This is a genomic window from Nostoc sp. (assembly GCF_036919595.1).
Classification (GTDB): Bacteria; Cyanobacteriota; Cyanobacteriia; order Cyanobacteriales; family Nostocaceae; genus Nostoc.
On record NZ_JBALCO010000153.1, the window covers coordinates 1 to 16,801 of the forward strand.

The 16,801-nt window shown below is 41.7% G+C and carries 18 protein-coding genes and 1 tRNA gene; 8 read left to right on the plus strand and 11 right to left on the minus strand.

Annotation, left to right across the window (positions count from 1 at the left end):
- Window positions 1–502 precede the first annotated feature (502 nt).
- From V7K21_RS23400 to V7K21_RS23420, 5 genes are all read left to right on the plus strand, one after another.
- Entirely contained in the window at window positions 503–775 is a 273-nt protein-coding gene (locus V7K21_RS23400) for a hypothetical protein (protein ID WP_012410874.1), read from the plus strand.
- A 13-nt stretch (window positions 776–788) separates the two neighbouring features.
- Window positions 789–1,466 (plus strand): ABC transporter ATP-binding protein, encoded by a 678-nt coding sequence (locus V7K21_RS23405; protein ID WP_335024060.1) that lies wholly within the window; start codon window positions 789–791, stop codon window positions 1,464–1,466.
- Window positions 1,467–1,759: 293 nt separating this feature from the next.
- Window positions 1,760–2,311: an NYN domain-containing protein gene (locus V7K21_RS23410; protein ID WP_335177581.1), complete on the plus strand. Its 552-nt coding sequence runs from the start codon at window positions 1,760–1,762 to the stop codon at window positions 2,309–2,311.
- Window positions 2,312–2,451: 140 nt separating this feature from the next.
- Window positions 2,452–2,523: transfer RNA gene (locus tag V7K21_RS23415), tRNA-Asn, on the plus strand.
- A gap of 10 nt (window positions 2,524–2,533) precedes the next feature.
- Window positions 2,534–3,712, plus strand: a complete 1,179-nt coding sequence (locus V7K21_RS23420; RefSeq protein WP_335177582.1) for an aminotransferase class V-fold PLP-dependent enzyme — start codon at window positions 2,534–2,536, stop codon at window positions 3,710–3,712.
- A gap of 156 nt (window positions 3,713–3,868) precedes the next feature.
- Here the strand turns inward: V7K21_RS23420 and V7K21_RS23425 are convergent, their stop codons facing one another.
- Together V7K21_RS23425 and V7K21_RS23430 are read right to left on the minus strand one after the other, a co-directional pair.
- On the minus strand, window positions 3,869–4,651 hold the full coding sequence (locus tag V7K21_RS23425; RefSeq protein ID WP_335177583.1) for a DUF4435 domain-containing protein: 783 nt from the start codon (window positions 4,649–4,651) through the stop codon (window positions 3,869–3,871).
- A gap of 15 nt (window positions 4,652–4,666) precedes the next feature.
- The gene (locus V7K21_RS23430; protein WP_335177584.1) at window positions 4,667–5,452 is read right to left on the minus strand and encodes an AAA family ATPase; all 786 of its coding nucleotides are present in this window, start codon (window positions 5,450–5,452) and stop codon (window positions 4,667–4,669) included.
- A gap of 189 nt (window positions 5,453–5,641) precedes the next feature.
- On the opposite strand from V7K21_RS23430, the gene V7K21_RS23435 reads away from it, so the two are divergent.
- Window positions 5,642–5,770: a hypothetical protein gene (locus tag V7K21_RS23435; protein WP_335177585.1), complete on the plus strand. Its 129-nt coding sequence runs from the start codon at window positions 5,642–5,644 to the stop codon at window positions 5,768–5,770.
- Between the two features lie 180 nt (window positions 5,771–5,950).
- Window positions 5,951–6,259 (plus strand): hypothetical protein, encoded by a 309-nt coding sequence (locus V7K21_RS23440; protein ID WP_335177586.1) that lies wholly within the window; start codon window positions 5,951–5,953, stop codon window positions 6,257–6,259.
- A 155-nt stretch (window positions 6,260–6,414) separates the two neighbouring features.
- On the opposite strand, the gene V7K21_RS23445 is transcribed toward V7K21_RS23440, so the two are convergent.
- On the minus strand, window positions 6,415–7,254 hold the full coding sequence (locus tag V7K21_RS23445) for a M56 family metallopeptidase (protein WP_335177620.1): 840 nt from the start codon (window positions 7,252–7,254) through the stop codon (window positions 6,415–6,417).
- Entirely contained in the window at window positions 7,254–7,673 is a 420-nt protein-coding gene (locus tag V7K21_RS23450; RefSeq protein ID WP_334797688.1) for a BlaI/MecI/CopY family transcriptional regulator, read from the minus strand. Before V7K21_RS23450 ends, V7K21_RS23445 begins: the two co-directional genes overlap by 1 nt.
- Before the next feature lie 590 nt (window positions 7,674–8,263).
- Here V7K21_RS23450 and V7K21_RS23455 point away from each other — a divergent pair.
- Window positions 8,264–9,004: a 2-phosphosulfolactate phosphatase family protein gene (locus tag V7K21_RS23455; protein ID WP_335144565.1), complete on the plus strand. Its 741-nt coding sequence runs from the start codon at window positions 8,264–8,266 to the stop codon at window positions 9,002–9,004.
- A 110-nt stretch (window positions 9,005–9,114) separates the two neighbouring features.
- Here the strand turns inward: V7K21_RS23455 and rfbD are convergent, their stop codons facing one another.
- The 7 genes from rfbD to V7K21_RS23490 form a co-directional block, all read right to left on the minus strand.
- Window positions 9,115–10,005, minus strand: coding sequence for a dTDP-4-dehydrorhamnose reductase (gene rfbD / locus V7K21_RS23460; protein ID WP_335177587.1), 891 nt, complete (start codon window positions 10,003–10,005; stop codon window positions 9,115–9,117).
- A 38-nt stretch (window positions 10,006–10,043) separates the two neighbouring features.
- Window positions 10,044–10,589 (minus strand): dTDP-4-dehydrorhamnose 3,5-epimerase, encoded by a 546-nt coding sequence (gene rfbC / locus V7K21_RS23465; protein ID WP_335177588.1) that lies wholly within the window; start codon window positions 10,587–10,589, stop codon window positions 10,044–10,046.
- Window positions 10,590–10,661: 72 nt separating this feature from the next.
- Window positions 10,662–11,738 (minus strand): glucose-1-phosphate thymidylyltransferase, encoded by a 1,077-nt coding sequence (locus V7K21_RS23470; RefSeq protein ID WP_335177589.1) that lies wholly within the window; start codon window positions 11,736–11,738, stop codon window positions 10,662–10,664.
- A gap of 99 nt (window positions 11,739–11,837) precedes the next feature.
- Entirely contained in the window at window positions 11,838–12,932 is a 1,095-nt protein-coding gene (locus V7K21_RS23475) for a glycosyltransferase family 4 protein (RefSeq protein ID WP_335177590.1), read from the minus strand.
- A complete protein-coding gene (locus tag V7K21_RS23480; protein WP_335177591.1) occupies window positions 12,932–14,092 on the minus strand; it encodes a glycosyltransferase family 4 protein in 1,161 nt (386 codons plus the stop codon). Before V7K21_RS23480 ends, V7K21_RS23475 begins: the two co-directional genes overlap by 1 nt.
- Before the next feature lie 8 nt (window positions 14,093–14,100).
- Complete coding sequence (locus V7K21_RS23485) at window positions 14,101–15,072, minus strand: GDP-mannose 4,6-dehydratase (RefSeq protein WP_335177592.1); 972 nt, start codon at window positions 15,070–15,072, stop codon at window positions 14,101–14,103.
- A gap of 16 nt (window positions 15,073–15,088) precedes the next feature.
- Window positions 15,089–16,798 (minus strand): glycosyltransferase family 4 protein, encoded by a 1,710-nt coding sequence (locus V7K21_RS23490; RefSeq protein WP_335177593.1) that lies wholly within the window; start codon window positions 16,796–16,798, stop codon window positions 15,089–15,091.
- Between the last annotated feature and the right edge of the window lie 3 nt (window positions 16,799–16,801).

Genomic DNA, 16,801 nt, shown 5'->3' on the forward strand with positions numbered 1-16,801 from the left:
GACCAACCTACGAATACGAAGCGATCGCGCTTGAGCCAGTCGTCTAAAACGTCAAACCACCCTCTACTAGGGGCGCGTCCAACTGCGATGGTCATGAGAGCAAATCTCCAAATGTTTATAAGTACAGGTTGTATCTATATTATAGACGGCTATATAAAAGCCATCCATAAGCAGAAAGTTAACCGGTTGTTAACCAAGTTTACAATTTTTTACGAACCTTTAATCATATTAGGTGTAAATCGCTAATTTTTCTAGGGGATTTGTCATAAAAATTAATTTTTGATCCAGATGAGGTCAAATTAAAGAGGTGGGGGGCAGGGGGTAGAGGAGCAGAGGAGCAGAGGAGAATAACCAATACAACTCTTGGAGAGGCTGCGCCCTAAGCGTAGCTATGCGGCAGGCTTTACGACGCCGCTCAGTACAAGTGCCCAATGCCCATTTACCCTAGAATCACTCAGCTGACGCTAAAATGAGTCCTACAGTTAAATTTGATTATTGCTAAATGTTTACCATCGATTTAAGCATCAGAAACACTGCTTTCCCGATCTCAGTACAACGTAAGTCAGCAGAGGATGCTGAGGCTGTCTATCAGCTAATTTTGGCAGCAATCCGTTCTGGGAACCCTGACATTGTAGAACTCAAGTGCGAGGGCAAGACAGAGAAAAAAATTGCTGTTCGCGCTAGTGAAATTTCTGGGGTGCAGATTGTTCAGAAAGATGGTACAACCCCTGGTGGTGGCAGACCACCTGGCTTTTTCGCTGTAGCTGCTGAGTAACCAAGGTTGACAAATGGCTCAAGTGGGCATTGAGGTCAAGGATTTAAATTTCAGTTGGCCTAATGGAGAGAAAGTTATCAAATCTTGCTCTTTAGAAGTACCCAAGGGTGAGTTTTGGATGCTCTTGGGTACAAATGGCAGCGGTAAATCAACGTTACTTAGACTGCTGGCGGGGTTATTAGCTCCTGAGTCTGGGAAAATTCGGGTTTTGCACCCCGTTGGCTTTGTCTTCCAAAATCCAGATCATCAACTGGTGATGCCAACGGTTGGTGCTGATGTGGCTTTTGGATTGGTGGAAGAAAAGTTGCCACCTGCTGCCACTAGAGCAAGGGTTGAGGAGGCGCTAGGGGCGGTGAATTTGCTTGCCTTCCAACGACGCCCTATCTATGCGCTCTCTGGGGGACAAAAACAGCGAGTCGCGATCGCAGGTGCGATCGCCCGTCGCTGCGAAGTCTTATTATTAGATGAACCCACTGCCTTACTAGATCCAGATAGTCAGTTGGATTTAGTTGCTGGTGTCCGCCGTCTGGTCAAAAGTCGAGGTATTACAGCCCTGTGGGTGACACATCGATTAGACGAGTTAAATTACTGTGACGGCGCTTTCTTACTAGAAAAAGGCTCTTTGGTAGATAGGGGTGAAGCCCAACGCCTCAAACAACGTCTGATGCAGGTACACAGCGAAGCCTCTTAATTAAGTGCCCAATGAAGTAAAAAGTACTCAGGACTTTTATACCTAGTACATGCTCCGCTTTTTATCGGTGGTCTTTTAACTTAGTACTCTTCATTTTCACCATTAGTGAAAATGAACTGCGACGCGCCTTTTAAACAAAGGCGCGTTTTAAGTTGGTGCGTCTGTCTTAGGTTTTAGTTTTGTGAGGCTGCCGTACTTTTTATTTATGTAGCATAGTGTTACAGACAATGCATCAATTATTATAAAACTTATGAATGAATTTTGTTAACTCTAGAAAATTGTGATTAAAAACCATGCCCCGTTCCTTACTCCAAGCCGTTTTGTTAGTAGACGGCTACAATATAATTGGCGCTTGGCCTTGCCTTAAAAAAACGCGTGATAGTGTTGGGCTAGAGGCAGCACGGGGTGAACTTGTGGAAGCAATGACTGGTTATAGTGCGTTTCAAGGTTATGCAACTCAGATAGTTTTTGATGCCCAATATCAGACTTCTTCTAGTAATAAAGAAATTATTACTGAGCATTTATCTGTTTATTACACTGATTTTGGGCAAACAGCAGATACTTATATTGAAAAATCTTGTGCCTCTATGCGCCAGCAAATAGCCCAGTGTTTGATTTCTCGTGTGATTGTTGCTACATCAGATCGGGCACAGCGGTTGATGATACAAGGGTATGGGGCTGAATGGTTGTCGGCACAACAACTCTGTGGGGAAGTGGAAGCTACCGTCTGTCGGATGCGACAGAAGTATCATACGCGCAAACAATCTAAGAGTAGGTTTTTAGCTAATGCCATTGATGCTAAGGCGCGGCAGCGTCTGGTTGAATTACGAATGGGATTACAGTAGATATTAGTATTTAAAAGTCTCTGCTTGAGTTGCTGAATGGATTTTGGCTGCAAAATTCTATAATTAAGCGTCTAAAAGAATATTGGCGAAAGTACTTGCCAAATCTTATTTTTAGTCCTAATATTATAAATCGTGAGTGATCCTCAGTAGCTCAGTGGTAGAGCGATCGACTGTTAATCGATTGGTCGCTGGTTCGAATCCAGCCTGGGGAGTTTAGTAATTTTGGATTTTAGATTATCCTTCAATAATCTATGGTCGCTTGATCCAGCTGTGACGTTTCTAAATCATGGGTCTTTTGGTGCTTGTCCTAAACAAGTGCTGGCAGTTCAACAAAGACTGCGATCGCAGTTAGAACAAGAACCCTTACGCTTTTTTGGTAGAGAATGGGAACCGCTATTAGACGATGCCAGAAGTAAGCTGGCGGCGTTCGTGGGTACTGATGTCCAAGATTTGGTATTTGTCCCCAATGCGACGACTGGTGTTAATTCGGTGTTAAGGTCGCTGACGTTTTCACCAGAAGACGAAATACTCACAACCAACCACGAATATAATGCTTGCCGCAATGCACTTGATTTTGTTGCCAGTCGCACTGGGGCGCGGGTGGTGGTGGCAAAAATTCCTTTCCCCATTGACTCGCCGCAGCAAGTAGTGGCAGCAGTAATTGAGCGAGTTTCACCAAAAACACGATTAGCACTTTTGGATCATGTTACCAGCCAGACAGGGCTAATTTTCCCGATTCAAGAGTTGGTGAAGGAGTTGCAACAACGGGGTGTAAATACATTGGTAGATGGTGCCCATGCACCTGGGATGATTCCCCTCAATTTGGAAGAAATTGGCGCAACTTATTACACCGGGAATTGTCATAAATGGCTGTGTGCGCCAAAAGGAGCAGCATTTTTGTATGTGCGACGAGATAAACAGTTAGAAATTCGTCCTCTGACAATTAGCCACGGGACAAATTCGCCACGCACTGATAAAACCTGCTTTCAGTTGGAATTTGACTGGACAGGTACAAACGATCCTACAGCTTATATGTGTGTACCAGAAGCGATCGCTTTTATGGGTTCTTTGCTACCTGGTGGATGGACAGAATTGATGCAGCAAAATCATCAGCTAGTGTTGCAGGGAAGACAGCTACTTTGTGAAGCGCTGGAAGTACAGCCGCCTTGTCCAGAAGAGATGATTGGTTCAATGGCGGTTGTGCCATTGCCTACCATGTTGGAAAACCGCGATTTCATGTCTATACATGATGAGTTGTTTGATAAGTTTGGTATTCAAGTGCAGATGATTCCGTGGCAGGAAAAACCTCGGCTGTTGGTAAGGATTTCGGCACAGATTTATAATACACCGGAACAGTATGAGTATTTGGCAAAGGTTCTAAAGGAGTTGCTCTCCGGTTAATCTAGTTTAAGGAAACTGGCGATCATCGCATCAAAGGTCTGTTCCAATACAGTTCAGTTAAGGCTTAACTCTTTATCAAAGTCAATTTTTTAACGAACCGCCTTCGCGCAGCGTCTCGTTAGAGAAGGGCGCAAAGAACGCAAAGGAAGAGAAGAATTAAATGCTGAAACCCTGAGTTTTATTAAACAGCAGTACAAAGTCTTTAGGGATAAGTGCTGGTATATCATCAATAACTTTTAACAAAATCTCTCGTTTTAGTTGAGGCTCTTGTTGAAACCTTTTTAGTTGAGCAAAAATGTTTTTGAGTGTGCTTTCTAGTTGATGTCCTTGAATTTGTAAAAACCATAATGGCAAGGAGATTACTTGTCCACCAATATATTCACACGATAACCTATCTCCTTCGTTCTGTTTTGATACATAATCTGTAACTCTTTTTACTATAAAGTCAGCTACTATCTGAAGCCGAATGCTATCAAATTTAGCAAGGTGGATATAAGTCTCATTTTCATCTAGCTCTACCACAGAACGTTCAATCCACTTTTCTCGAAGCAACAAAGCTGCTACAAGAATTGGATCAAGTATATAGTTCTCAATACTATAACGATTTCCTTGCCCAATGACTTTTACCCGTTCACTCTCAGAATTTTTTAAATCCCAATCAATTATTCCATAAACAGTTCTATTGCCACCAGAATATAGCTGATTTACAACCTCTTTCACTTGGTCACAGTTTCCCTGACCTCCTACCCCTGAGGAAATAAAATTGAGCGATATTTCGGGTATCAACTTATCCTTTAACTTTTCATATATTCGTTCATAGAAAAGAACATCATACTGACTTTCAACAAATATTTGGCGGCGATTCTCATAATCAATGCTTAGGGTAGGTACTCCTGTTGTCAGAATAGTTAATGCCTTATCTTTTGTAGTCTTTTGCAAACGTTTATGGTCTGCCTAATACATAGCATATAGTGAGGATCCTGGCGCTAAGGCGACTGTTGATGGCGAATGAGTTGTCAATATTACTTTAATATTATGCTGATTAATAAGTATCTCTTGAATTGTACGTAAGAGAGATTGAGTCATAGAAGGATGCAGAGGCGCATCAATTTCATCAAACAGTAAAATTTTTGGGTAATCTACAAGCTGGCGACGATCTTCAGCATAGTAAAAACACAATGCAAATGACATCAATATTTTTTCACCAGAAGATAGATCGGCAAACTTCACCTGTGTTCCTCTTACTTGATCAGTAAGAATTGGTTCGTAAGGACGATCTTCGTATTTAAGTGGTTGATTGATTCTGAAATCTAGGCTTGCAGCTTCAAGAATGCTATTTACAAAATTCCAAGGTGGTTCTCCATATCTCATTAAAAACTCCCCATCCGTCAGAAAGTTGACAGGTTCACCTTCAGAATTTGCAAAAGCTTTGAGTCGATTATTGAGCCAATTTCTCTGGTAATCTGCAAAAAGCCTGCCAAAGGACTGTTGAAACATATCAACAGGTGTCCAAATTCCAGGGAAATTCTCGTAAAAATCATCTTCCTCAAAAGCAATAAGAGGAATGTTGCTATTCTCTTCCAAGAGATTGACTAATCGTGGACGGTTATATGGATCATTTTGCACAAACCTATTAGTTACATTTTTAGTTACATTAGAGGCTACATTTTGGATCGCTTGGAAAATTTGCCTTGCTTGGTCTGGATCACTACCTGTTGCTATTAGGTCTGCTTCCGTCATCCTCACAAGGTTACGGATATTTTTACTTCCAAGATCAAGCCGATTCAATTGCCGTAATGTCTCTACAAACTGAGGGCGAAACTCTTTAATATGCTGAGAAATTTCAGTCCAAAATCCATGTCTTTCTTGGGTTATTTGATACGGTGCAAAAGCCCCACTGTCTTGAGTGCGGCTAGAGACTGAATCAGTATGGCGATTGAGCGAATTAGGATAGCGATCGCCAAAATGAGTCCGGTGTCAGTACCCGAATATTCCGGTGGGATTTGTAGGAAATCAAAATTAGTCGGGGGATTTTATGGACAGTTTACCTCGCTCTGATCCCCATTATTTCGTTAAAAGACAAGTCACTGGAAGTTATTGAAAATAATTATTAATTAATAAATACGTCCATCTTACCTCAATGCTAAATAGGATGCGATCAAGGTTGTAAATGCAATTATCCAACTTACTCGCTGTCAGCCTTATCTTGTTCAGTTGGTATGTTATGAGTTGGTGGAATTGCTAAACCGCGATATCAGAAAAAACAGGCCAGAAGCAGATACAGCAAAAGCTACTGTACAGGATGTTAAAGAAGTTATACCTGTTGTGCTGGAGCGAGGCGTTCAGTATTTTCGGGAATTATGGACGAGTTTAGCAGAAAGTGATCGCTCTCTCCTGCGCCAGATAATCCACGGTGAAACTCCCACACAGCAGGACAAAGGTGTTATCCGCAAACTAACGCGAAAAGAGATTTTGACTCAAGAAGGCAATGCTTTTCAAGTGCCTTTAGTGCAAAAATATATAGAACAGTTGCTAGAAGAAGAGTAATATAACAGTCCTATTCAAAATTTTCATCGTTATATGGCAACCGATATCGCTACAGGGACAACGGATGTCACTACAGGAACAACGGATGTCGCTACAGGGATGACGGATGTCGCTACCGTCGCAGCTTCGTGCTATAGCAACTTGCTAAATTAAAATTAACTATGAAATATGACAGTTAGTAGAGGCAGGAACGCCAACAAAAAGCCATGCCAGGATTGTAATTGAGCTTCTGGGGTTGCTTCTGGTGGTGCTAATAGAGCTTCTACTCTTTGTTCTAAGCGATCTGCACCAGATGAACCCAATGCAGCACAGCAAATTTCCGATAATACTGGGCTGGTACTAACTACTAATAAAAGTGATTCCGCTAACACCAAAGGGTCTACCTGCAATGCTGCATAACTGTCGGCACGGAGTTCACGCAAAGCTAACAGTTCTTCCCACAAAGGCTCTGTATTCGGCAACCATGCTGTGCAGGAACGCACCCAACCCAGCCAAAAAAACCAGAACGTATCCTTGTAATAGTGATGCCCTTGCTCATGGGCTAAGACGCTTTCTAAATGATCTGGTGAGAGAGTTTGCAGTAATCCCTGGCTAATCACTAGTTCTGGTTGCCAAAAACCAATTTGACCCGCAAACAACGCGCCTGTTTGCAGTAACCTGGCTCGTTTATCCCCCAAATTCACCACAGGACAGTTACGAGCAGATTCCACAGACTGCCAACCCTGGAAGGCAAGTTTAATGCATAAAATGGCAAAAAATGCCACATAAATTAATGCCACTACATAGCTGACGGAGCCTGTGTACATCCCGCCCATTTCTCCTTGGGGGCCCATAAACAGCACGGCGATCACTGTCATGAAAATTAGCAAGGGGGGGAAGAGGAACAAAAATAGCGATCGCTGCCACCGCAGACTCCAATTACCTTGGCGTTGATTCCAGGAGGATCTTAACCACCAAGCAACTGCCAAAGCATTCAAAATCATTATTAGATGCATCATTTTTCCTCCCTGGCTTGGCGTGCAGATTGAATACGTTTGGCGATCGCTGCTATTTGCTCACTAGCTGCTTCATCCAGACTATCAGCAAAGGCAGCAACAACATCGGGGTTCCCCACCGCTAGAAATCGCTGTAACTGCTCGTGAGCTTTGATCACATCTGCTTGTTGCTTGCTCAACAATGGTCGCCAATAGAATGCTCGCTCTTTCTTGTCACACGCTAGCCAACCTTTATCAGTGAGGCGACGTAAGACGGTAGTTACAGAAGTATACGCTAATTCGCGGTTGGGATCAGCCAGAATGCGATCATGTACATCCTTTACTGTGACTGAACCAAATTCCCAGATGATATTTAAAATTTCCGCTTCCAATGGGCCTAAAGATAGTTGTTTAGGACGGTAATCGGGTAAAGGTGCCATAGCGATTTCGATGGGGAGTGGGGAATGGGGAGTTGAAAATGGGGAAGGTGGGGCCCCCTCTGGGGATAAGGGGTAATGGGAAATGAGTGAATATCCGTCCCTTTGCGCTGTAATCTTGAAGCTGTAACTTTTTCCCCTTTTACAAGGTGTGTTCTTGTTTTAGATTACAAGATAGTGCAGCAAGTCTGAAAGTCTAAAAGCATAAAAATGGGCTTTTTGAGTTAGGGATTAAAGACTCTTAAGATTTAGTTAAAATCCTGCTCTTAGTAAGCGGATTTATTGCCTGACAATTCAGGTCATTTAGCAAAGCCCACGAAAAACCTAACCCCCTAACCCCCTTCTCGACACGGGAAGGGGGAAAATTCAAAGTCTCTCCTTTTAGGAGAGAAAAATATAAGTGAGGTTTTCCAGATGACCTGAATTGTCAGATTTCTTCCCTACTTCCCACATCCATTTATGTATAAAATGTCATGCATCGTGCATTTTGATGGGAAAAAATGCTCCACGAGCAATTGTGACTATAGTTAAGTGACACCAACTGGGTAGAATGTTATTTGCGGCAGTAGTATTAAACCAGGTGTATCCAGCGCGTGAAGCTATTCGTATACCACACTCCTGAATTAACTCCAACGGATGAAGCGCCAGAATGTGCGATCGCAGTCGATGTCTTGCGAGCCACTAGCACGATTGCGACAGTTTTGGCAGCTGGAGGCGAAGCTGTACAAGTATTCAGCGATTTAGATCAGTTAATTGAAGTTAGCGAAAAATGGCCACCGGAAAAACGGCTGCGGGCTGGAGAACGCGGCGGCGCGAAAGTACCTGGCTTTGAGTTGGGTAACTCTCCCCTCGACTGCACACCAGAATTAGTGCAGGGGCGTCGCTTATTTATCAGTACCACCAATGGCACCCGTGCTTTACAACGGGTGCAAGACTCCCCAAATCTATTAGCAGCAGCCTTGATTAACCGGGCGGCGGTGGTGCAATTTCTCAAAAGAAAACAACCAGAGACAGTCTGGATTGTCGGTTCAGGTTGGGAAGGCAGTTTTTCTTTAGAGGATACAGTTTGTGCAGGTGCGATCGCTCATAGTCTTTTGGAGCAAACCACGTTGTCACTGGAGGAATTAGCTGGTAACGATGAAGTAATTAGTGCGATCGCTCTTTACTCTCAGTGGCAAGATAATTTATTGGGATTACTTCACCAAGCTAGTCACGGTCAACGATTGTTGCGTCTTGACTGTCAAGAAGATTTAAAATATTGTTCCCAAACTGACATTTTAGATGTCTTACCCATACAACAAGAGACAGGAGTTTTAAAAAGTCAAAAAGGATAGGGGATGAGGGAGACAAGGGGAATAACCAATACAACTCTTGGAGAGGCTGCGCCCTAAGCGTAGCTATGCCGCAGGCTTTACGACGCCGCTAAGTACAAGTGCCCAATGCCCTATGCCCAATGCCTTATTTTCAAATCTGTGAGCATTTGTCGGAGTTTTTGTCGCCAATGAGGGGGATATGTTTCTAGAATTGCTGAAATTTTCCCACAAGCAAGGACGGAATAAGCAGGGCGACGGGCTGGTGTCGAATATTCGGCGGTTGTAATCGGGACAATACGTTCAACTTTTAAAGGGAAGCCTAGCTGTTGGGCTTCTTCAAAAATCGCAACGGCAAAATCATACCAGCTAGCAACGCCGCTATTAGTGTAGTGATAAGTGTCTCTAATTTCTGGGGTTAACTGGGGAATCATCTGGGCTATGACTGTGGCTATATCTTGCGCCCAAGTCGGGCTACCAATTTGATCAGACACAACACGGAGTTCTTGGCGTTCTGCACCTAGTCGCAGCATAGTTTTGACAAAATTATTTTTGCCAAAGGTTCCATAAACCCAAGCAGTGCGGAGGATGAGGTGATGGGCGCAAGTTTCCCGAATTGCTTTTTCTCCAGCAAGTTTGGTTTTACCATAGACACTCAAGGGATTAGTTGCATCGGTTTCCAGGTAAGGGCGATACCCATTACCATCAAAAACGTAATCGGTCGAAATATGAATTAGCAAAGCTCCTAACTTTTGGCTTTCTTGGGCAATAATTAGGGGTGCGATCGCATTAATAGCGGTAGCAAGTTCGGGTTCGCTTTCTGCTTTGTCCACAGCAGTATAAGCAGCAGCGTTTATGATGATTTGCGGTTGGTTGGATCTGATAACGCTGCATAGAGTATCAGGCTGGGCAAGGTCTACTGTTGGGCGTGCGACTGAGATAATATTGTCGGAGGATGAGAGGATTTGTTGCAGTTCCTTACCCACTTGACCGTTGCTACCAATCAGTAAAATTGATTTACTCATCCTAATTAGTTCTCGAACCTAACGCTCTTTCATCAAGCTTAATTAAATATTTCAGCAGTTTTGAAAGGTTTTCCGGCTTGGTCTTTAGCGGATAAAATCGGTGGCGCATTCAGAGGCCAATCTATTGCTAAATCTGGATCGTTCCATAAGATGGTGCGATCGCCTTGGGGTGCGTAGTAATCTGTAGTTTTGTAGAGAACTTCAGCTATTTCTGAAAGCACGAGAAAGCCGTGAGCAAAGCCTGGTGGTATCCACATTAGGCGTTTGTTTTCAGCACTGAGTTCATAACCTACCCAATTCCCAAACGTAGCCGAACTTTTTCTAATATCTACGGCTACGTCAAAGATGGTACCGACAACACAACGAATGAGTTTACCTTGGGGTTGTTGGATTTGGTAGTGCAGCCCACGCAGGACGTTTTGCTTAGAGTAAGAATGGTTATCTTGGACGAAGTTGACAACACTACCTGTCTGTTGAGCAAATTTTTGGTGGTTATAGGCTTCAAAAAAGAAACCGCGATTATCTGCAAATACTTGGGGTTCGAGTTGTATAACTTCGGGAATTTTGGTATGTACAATGTTCATTAAAATAATTCGTAATTCGTAATGATGCTCAATAGTGCAGTGATAATACTTTTCCTGTTTTTTACAAGTAAATTACGTTAGTTCAATTTTACAGTCATCGCCAATTAGAAATCGCAAGGCTTTAGGGCGACGAGGTGCAAGAGTCAATTGTGCCCGTTGCCCAATCACACTATCAATAATCCGCTGATGAATTCCAGCAATTTTAGCACCTTCTAAAATCACACTGTGTTCTAAATCAGTATCAATGAGTGTCGCATTGTTAGCAATGCTACTATAAGGGCCAATAAAGCAGTTTTCTAAATAACAATTGTTACCAATGATTACTGGCCCCCGAATTGTGCAGTTAATTACTTTAGATTTTGCACCGATTTGGACTCGGCCAATAATCTGACTTTGGGCATCAATTTCGCCGACAACTGATGCTGTCAGATAGGTGTCGAGAATCAATCGGTTAGCTTCTAATAAGTCATCTTTTTTACCAGTATCTAACCACCAACCTTGGAGATTGTAGGCTACAACCTGCTTTTTCTGATTAATTAGGTATTGAATTGCATCAGTGATTTCTAGTTCGCCTCTGGTGGAAGGTTGGATATTTGCGATCGCATCATAGATGAGGTGAGAAAAGAAATAAACCCCTACCAATGCCAGATTTGAAGGAGGAACTTTGGGTTTTTCAATTAACTGTAATACCCGTCCTTTTTCATCTACCTGAGCCACACCAAAGGCGCTAGGATTGGCAACTGAACGCAAGAGAATCAAAGCATCTGGCTGTTGTTGGCTAAATTGTTGCAGAAAGTAACTTAACTCACCTAGTTGAATCAGGTTATCGCCCAAGTACATAACAAAGGGAGAATCACTTAAAAACGGACGGGCGATTTGGACGGCGTGAGCAAGTCCAAGTGGCTGGTCTTGTACAATGTAGGTGATGTTTGCTCGAAAGTATTCTCCATTTCCGGTTTTTGCTTGGACTTCTGCCCCAGTTTCCGGGCTGATAATGATGCCAATATCAGTAATACCAGCAGCAACCATTTCTTCAATGCCATACCATAGAACAGGTTTATTAGCAACTGGTACAAGTTGTTTTGCTCCGCTGTAGGTGAGGGGACGTAGGCGTGTACCTTTCCCGCCAGAGAGAATTAGTGCTTTCATCAGGATTGAGGATTAGTTGTAAGTCATTAGTCAAGATAATCTGAAATCTGGACAAAATCCCAAATCCTGATATCTAACATTCTGGCGTTAGTTTATCTTTCATAGGTAGCGGGATAAAACTTCGACGGTTGCTTTTCCTGTTTTTTCCCAACTAAATTGTTGAGAGTGAGTGATCCCTTGGCTAGAAAGGCGCGATCGCAACTCCAAATCAGTTGCAATAGCCTGCATCGCTTCTGTAATTTCTCCGGTGTTGTAGGGATTGATCAGAATCGCCGCGTCGCCTGCTACTTCTGGTAAGGAGGAGAGATTGGAGGTAATAACCGGAGTACCACAAGCCATTGCTTCCAGGACAGGTAAACCAAAACCTTCCCAGAGACTTGGGAAAACCAGAGCGATCGCTTCATTGATAATTTTTGGTAATTCGCTGTAAGGAATATAGTCTAGGAACTTCACTTGATTAGTTATACCTAGTTCTGCAACTTGCGCTGTTAAAGTTGGGGTATAACGGCGATCGCTTGGCCCTACTAACCACAATTCATAATCCTTGCTATTAGCTAACGCAGCAAAAGCAGTGATCAGTCGCTGTATATTTTTGTAAGGGTCTTGGCGACCAATGTAGAGAAAGTAGTTGCGCTTAGGGAGGTTCAGGGGGCAAAAGTGAGTGCGATCGTAGGCGAGGGGGATGGAGGTAATTTTGTTTGCAGGAATTCCGTAAAAGTTGGTGATATCCTGAGCCGTAGTCTGGGAGATGCAAATAATGTGTTGTGCTTGCTTAAGAACTTGGGGAGTGTAGTAGCGGTGGTAGGGTGTAAGTGGTGAAAAGCGTTTAGGAAACCGCAACGGTATCATGTCAAAAGACGTGACGACAAAACGACAGTTGCTATAAAGGGGTGCTTCCGGCAGCGGAGAGAATAAGAGACTCGATTTGAGGTTTTTATATATTTGCGGGAGTTGAAATTGTGTCCAAACCAGGCGGTTAAAATGACCTTTTGTGCCGTGGTCTGGGGTTAAGTTTGACGGGATTAGATAGCAGTCAAAATCGGGATATTTTCGCGCTACTAATAGAGTGGGTTGGAGAGATTTTAAATAAGGAAAAATGTTTTGAGCATAGTTACCTATACCTGTTGGTTGAGACAATAGAATAGATAAGTTAATAATTAATTGTTTGGCAGAGGTGTTATTTACTATTTTCATTAAAGAATGGTTCTATAAGCATTTAATGTTTCTTGTGCCGTTCTTTCCCAGGAAAATAATTTTGCTCTAGCTTTCCCTTTATTAATTAATTCTTGGCGTAATTGGGAATCACTGATTACTTTCAGTATGGCTTCCGCTAGTTGGATAGGGTTATTAGGGTCAACTAGAATAGCTGCATCTCCTGTAACTTCTGGAATAGAGGAAGTATTGGAACTGATCACAGCAGCACCGAGAGTCATTGCTTCCAATACGGGTAAACCGAACCCTTCATAGTAAGATGGATATACGAAGACATCAGCTTTTGAGTAAAATAATGCAACTAATTCATTAGATAGGTAATTAAGATGATGAATTTTGTTTGCCCAAAGTGAATTCTCAATAGCTGCAAATACTGGCTCGTAATTCCATCCTTTCTTACCAATCAATATTAATTGGTGTGGAATTTTATATTGCTCTTTTAAAAAATTAAATGCCGAAATTATTGTATTAATATTTTTTCTTGGTTCTATTGTACTAATAAAAAGTAAATATGGTTGAGAAAAATCATAGTTAACTTGTTTTTCTAGCTCCTCAGTAGTTTGTGCAGATAAGTAATCAGGATAGTAGCGACTAGCTAGAGGGGTGACATAGACTTTTTTTGGGTCTACCTGCAAATGCTCAACAATGTCTTTTTTAGAACTTTCTGAAATTGTTAAAACTAAGTCTGTCCACTGCAAGCAGCGTCTAACTTTTTTTGTATACTTTTTGACAACTGAATCTATATAGTTAGGATATTTAATAAAAGTTAGATCATATATATTCATTACCTTTAAACTTTTTTTACATGGATAGACTGAATAGTTAGTGCCATGAACTATGTCTGGGAAATCTAAATATTTTTCAAAGTAAGATAAACTAGGTTTAAAAGCTAAAGCTAATAATAAATCTGAAATTCTTACAGGTAAAGGCAGAAAATGCCGTTGAGAATAATGTTTCAGGGATTCAGGAAAACTGAAGTCACCCCGAAGCCACTTTTTTAAACGTGGTTGATAGACTACTCCTAACTGAAAATTTTCCTCTTTTTGTAGTGCATCAAGAGCGCATATTAAATTAGCAACATAAAAGCCAACTCCACTTGGTTTTGACTCCACTGGGGTGGCATCAACTACAATTTTTAGCATCAGAATATTTAAGCTTTGCCGTTACTCAATTTTTTTAGATCATAATCAACCATTAACTCGACCAATTGTTCAAAGGAATGCTCAGGCTGCCAACCTAAGTCACTCTTAATTTTATCAACGGAACCAATTAACTGTACTGGTTCATCAGGGCGATAAAATGCGGGGTCAATTGAGACATAATCTTGCCAGTTTAGACCAACACATTTAAAAGCACACTCAACGAGTTCTTTGACAGAGTGAGTTTCACCACTAGCGATGATGTAGTCATAGGGTTTTTCTTGCTGCAACATCAGCCACATAGCGTAAACAGCATCCTTGGCGTAGCACCAGTCACGACGAGCATCAAGGTTGCCTAATTTTAGTTCATTTGCCAGACCCAATTTAATTTGAGCAGCTGTGTGTGTAATTTTGCGAAATACAAATTCTGTACCGCGTCGAGGGGATTCGTGAGTGTAGGTAATACCGCAGCAGGTATAGAGATTGTATTTTTGCCGATAGTTAATGGTCATCCAGTGGGCATAAGCTTTGGCAACACCGTAGGGGTTACGAGGACGGAAGGCGGTGCGTTCAGTTTGGGGCGATTCATCAGGTTGACCAAAAACTTCACTACTGGATGCTTGGTAAAATCTGGCATCAGGTTTGCAGCGACGGATGGATTCTAAGAGACGGGAGACACCAAGGGCGGTGTATTCAGCAGTAAGGGCTGGTTGAGTCCAAGAAAGAGGGACGTAGCTTTGAGAAGCAAGGTTATAGATTTCATCAGGTTGTGATTCTGCAATTACATCCATCAAGGAAGATTGATCCAGAAGGTCACCTGATAAGATTTGAATATTATCTGAAAGGTGATTAATACGCTCTAGATTGCTGGTGCTCGAACGGCGAACTAGACCGAATACTTGATAACTTTTTGTTAAGAGAAGTTCGGCAAGATAGGAACCATCTTGTCCAGTTAAACCTGTTATAAGGGCTTTTTGACTCATACTGATAATTCTGCTTTTAAAAAACTGAATTTAAGAAAGCTAACTGACTACGCCCTCGCCAAAAATTGCTCAACTGAAAACTATTATTTTCAAAGTAGTTTTTAGCATTTCGACCGAGAGCACTTGAGATAGATTTTTCACCAATGAGATATTTGAGACAAGCTTCTGCTTCCATCTCATCTGCATAAAATAGTCCAGATTGACTAGAGCGACATAGTTCTACAAGTTGATGATTACTCTCAGGAACTAGTAATGGTCGCCCTATTTTCAGAGCATTGACAATATCTTGTTTATCGCCTTTATCATCAACTATCCACAGCAGATCGACTAAATCCCAATCTTCAGAACTAATCCAGTCACTCATAATAAACTTGTAGCAAGTGCTATGGTTGGTCTGGTTAAAATGAGAAATGGCACGGAAACATTCTGGTGAAACGTGCTTGCCACTACATAGAATTATCCGATTTAAAACCGGGTTGGATACATAGTTTTTTTCTTGATAAACTTGATTAATCTGTTGCACATAATTTTCTAGAGTATCGTTAGCTATACACTGATAAGCATTTTGTCCCATTAACTCAACGTGAGCATGGTCGAGAGCCATGTCAACCATCTTCTCTGCAAGCATTTGAGCATTACCTGAGGCGAAAAGATAACCATTAACCCCATCCACTACAAGATCCAGATTACCGCCGAGTGCAGATGCAAGTATAGGTATACGAGCAGCCATTGCTTCAAGAATTGTGACTGGCTCGTTCTCAGGCCATATAGATGGATTTATTAATACATCAGTGGATTGATAAACAGCTTCAATTTCAGAATGCTTAACTTTACCCCATAGTTTAATGACAGCACTTAATTTGTTTTCGAGCACAAATTTTTTTATATCTTCAGCCATTCCACCTGTACCAACAATATTAACTGTGAAAAGATTACCAAGATAACCTCTTTGTAATAGTAGCTTTATGGCTGCCATTAAAACGTGAACGCCTTTATGAACACCTAAATAGCCAATAAAAGTAAAGCGCATCACAGCTTCAGGCAATTTCTTTGTAATTTGGGAAAAGCGTTTAACATCAATACCATAAGATATTACAGTAAGCCTATTTGATGAAAAACCAGCTTTTATATAAGCTGATGCTAGATAGGAACTAGGTGATACGAATTGATCTACCTTGCTGAGTTGTAAGGCAATATAATCGTTACGCATCCGGATATGAAGCCGTCGCTCTTGGTTATCCAGTAACTCCGGCAAACATTTTTCACACTGAGAAAAATCTTTGCAAACGATATCTGCTGCTTTCAATAACGTATTTTTGAAACAAAATCCCCAATGATCATGCAAGGTTAGTACAGTTCTAATTTTGCGTCTATATGTTATCTCTACAATTCCTAGTGATAAGCCAATAATGTTGTGAAAATGAACAACATCTGGTTGGAACTCATCAATTACTTTATTAAATAGTTTATGGATAACTGGTTTATAAAAATTATTATTGACCTGATAGTCTTGTGCATGTTGAATAACTCGAAATACTTGCAGTTTATCAAAAGTTTCCCGTGTCATTGAATAACGATGACAGCTATCATCATGTTTTGCACAGAAAACAGCCACTTCGTAACCAGCATTTCTCAATTTACACGCTTGTTCATGGGCAATAATTTCAGCACCACCTATAAAAAATGGCGGATAGAAATTACTACAAATGAGTATTTTGTTGACCATAGG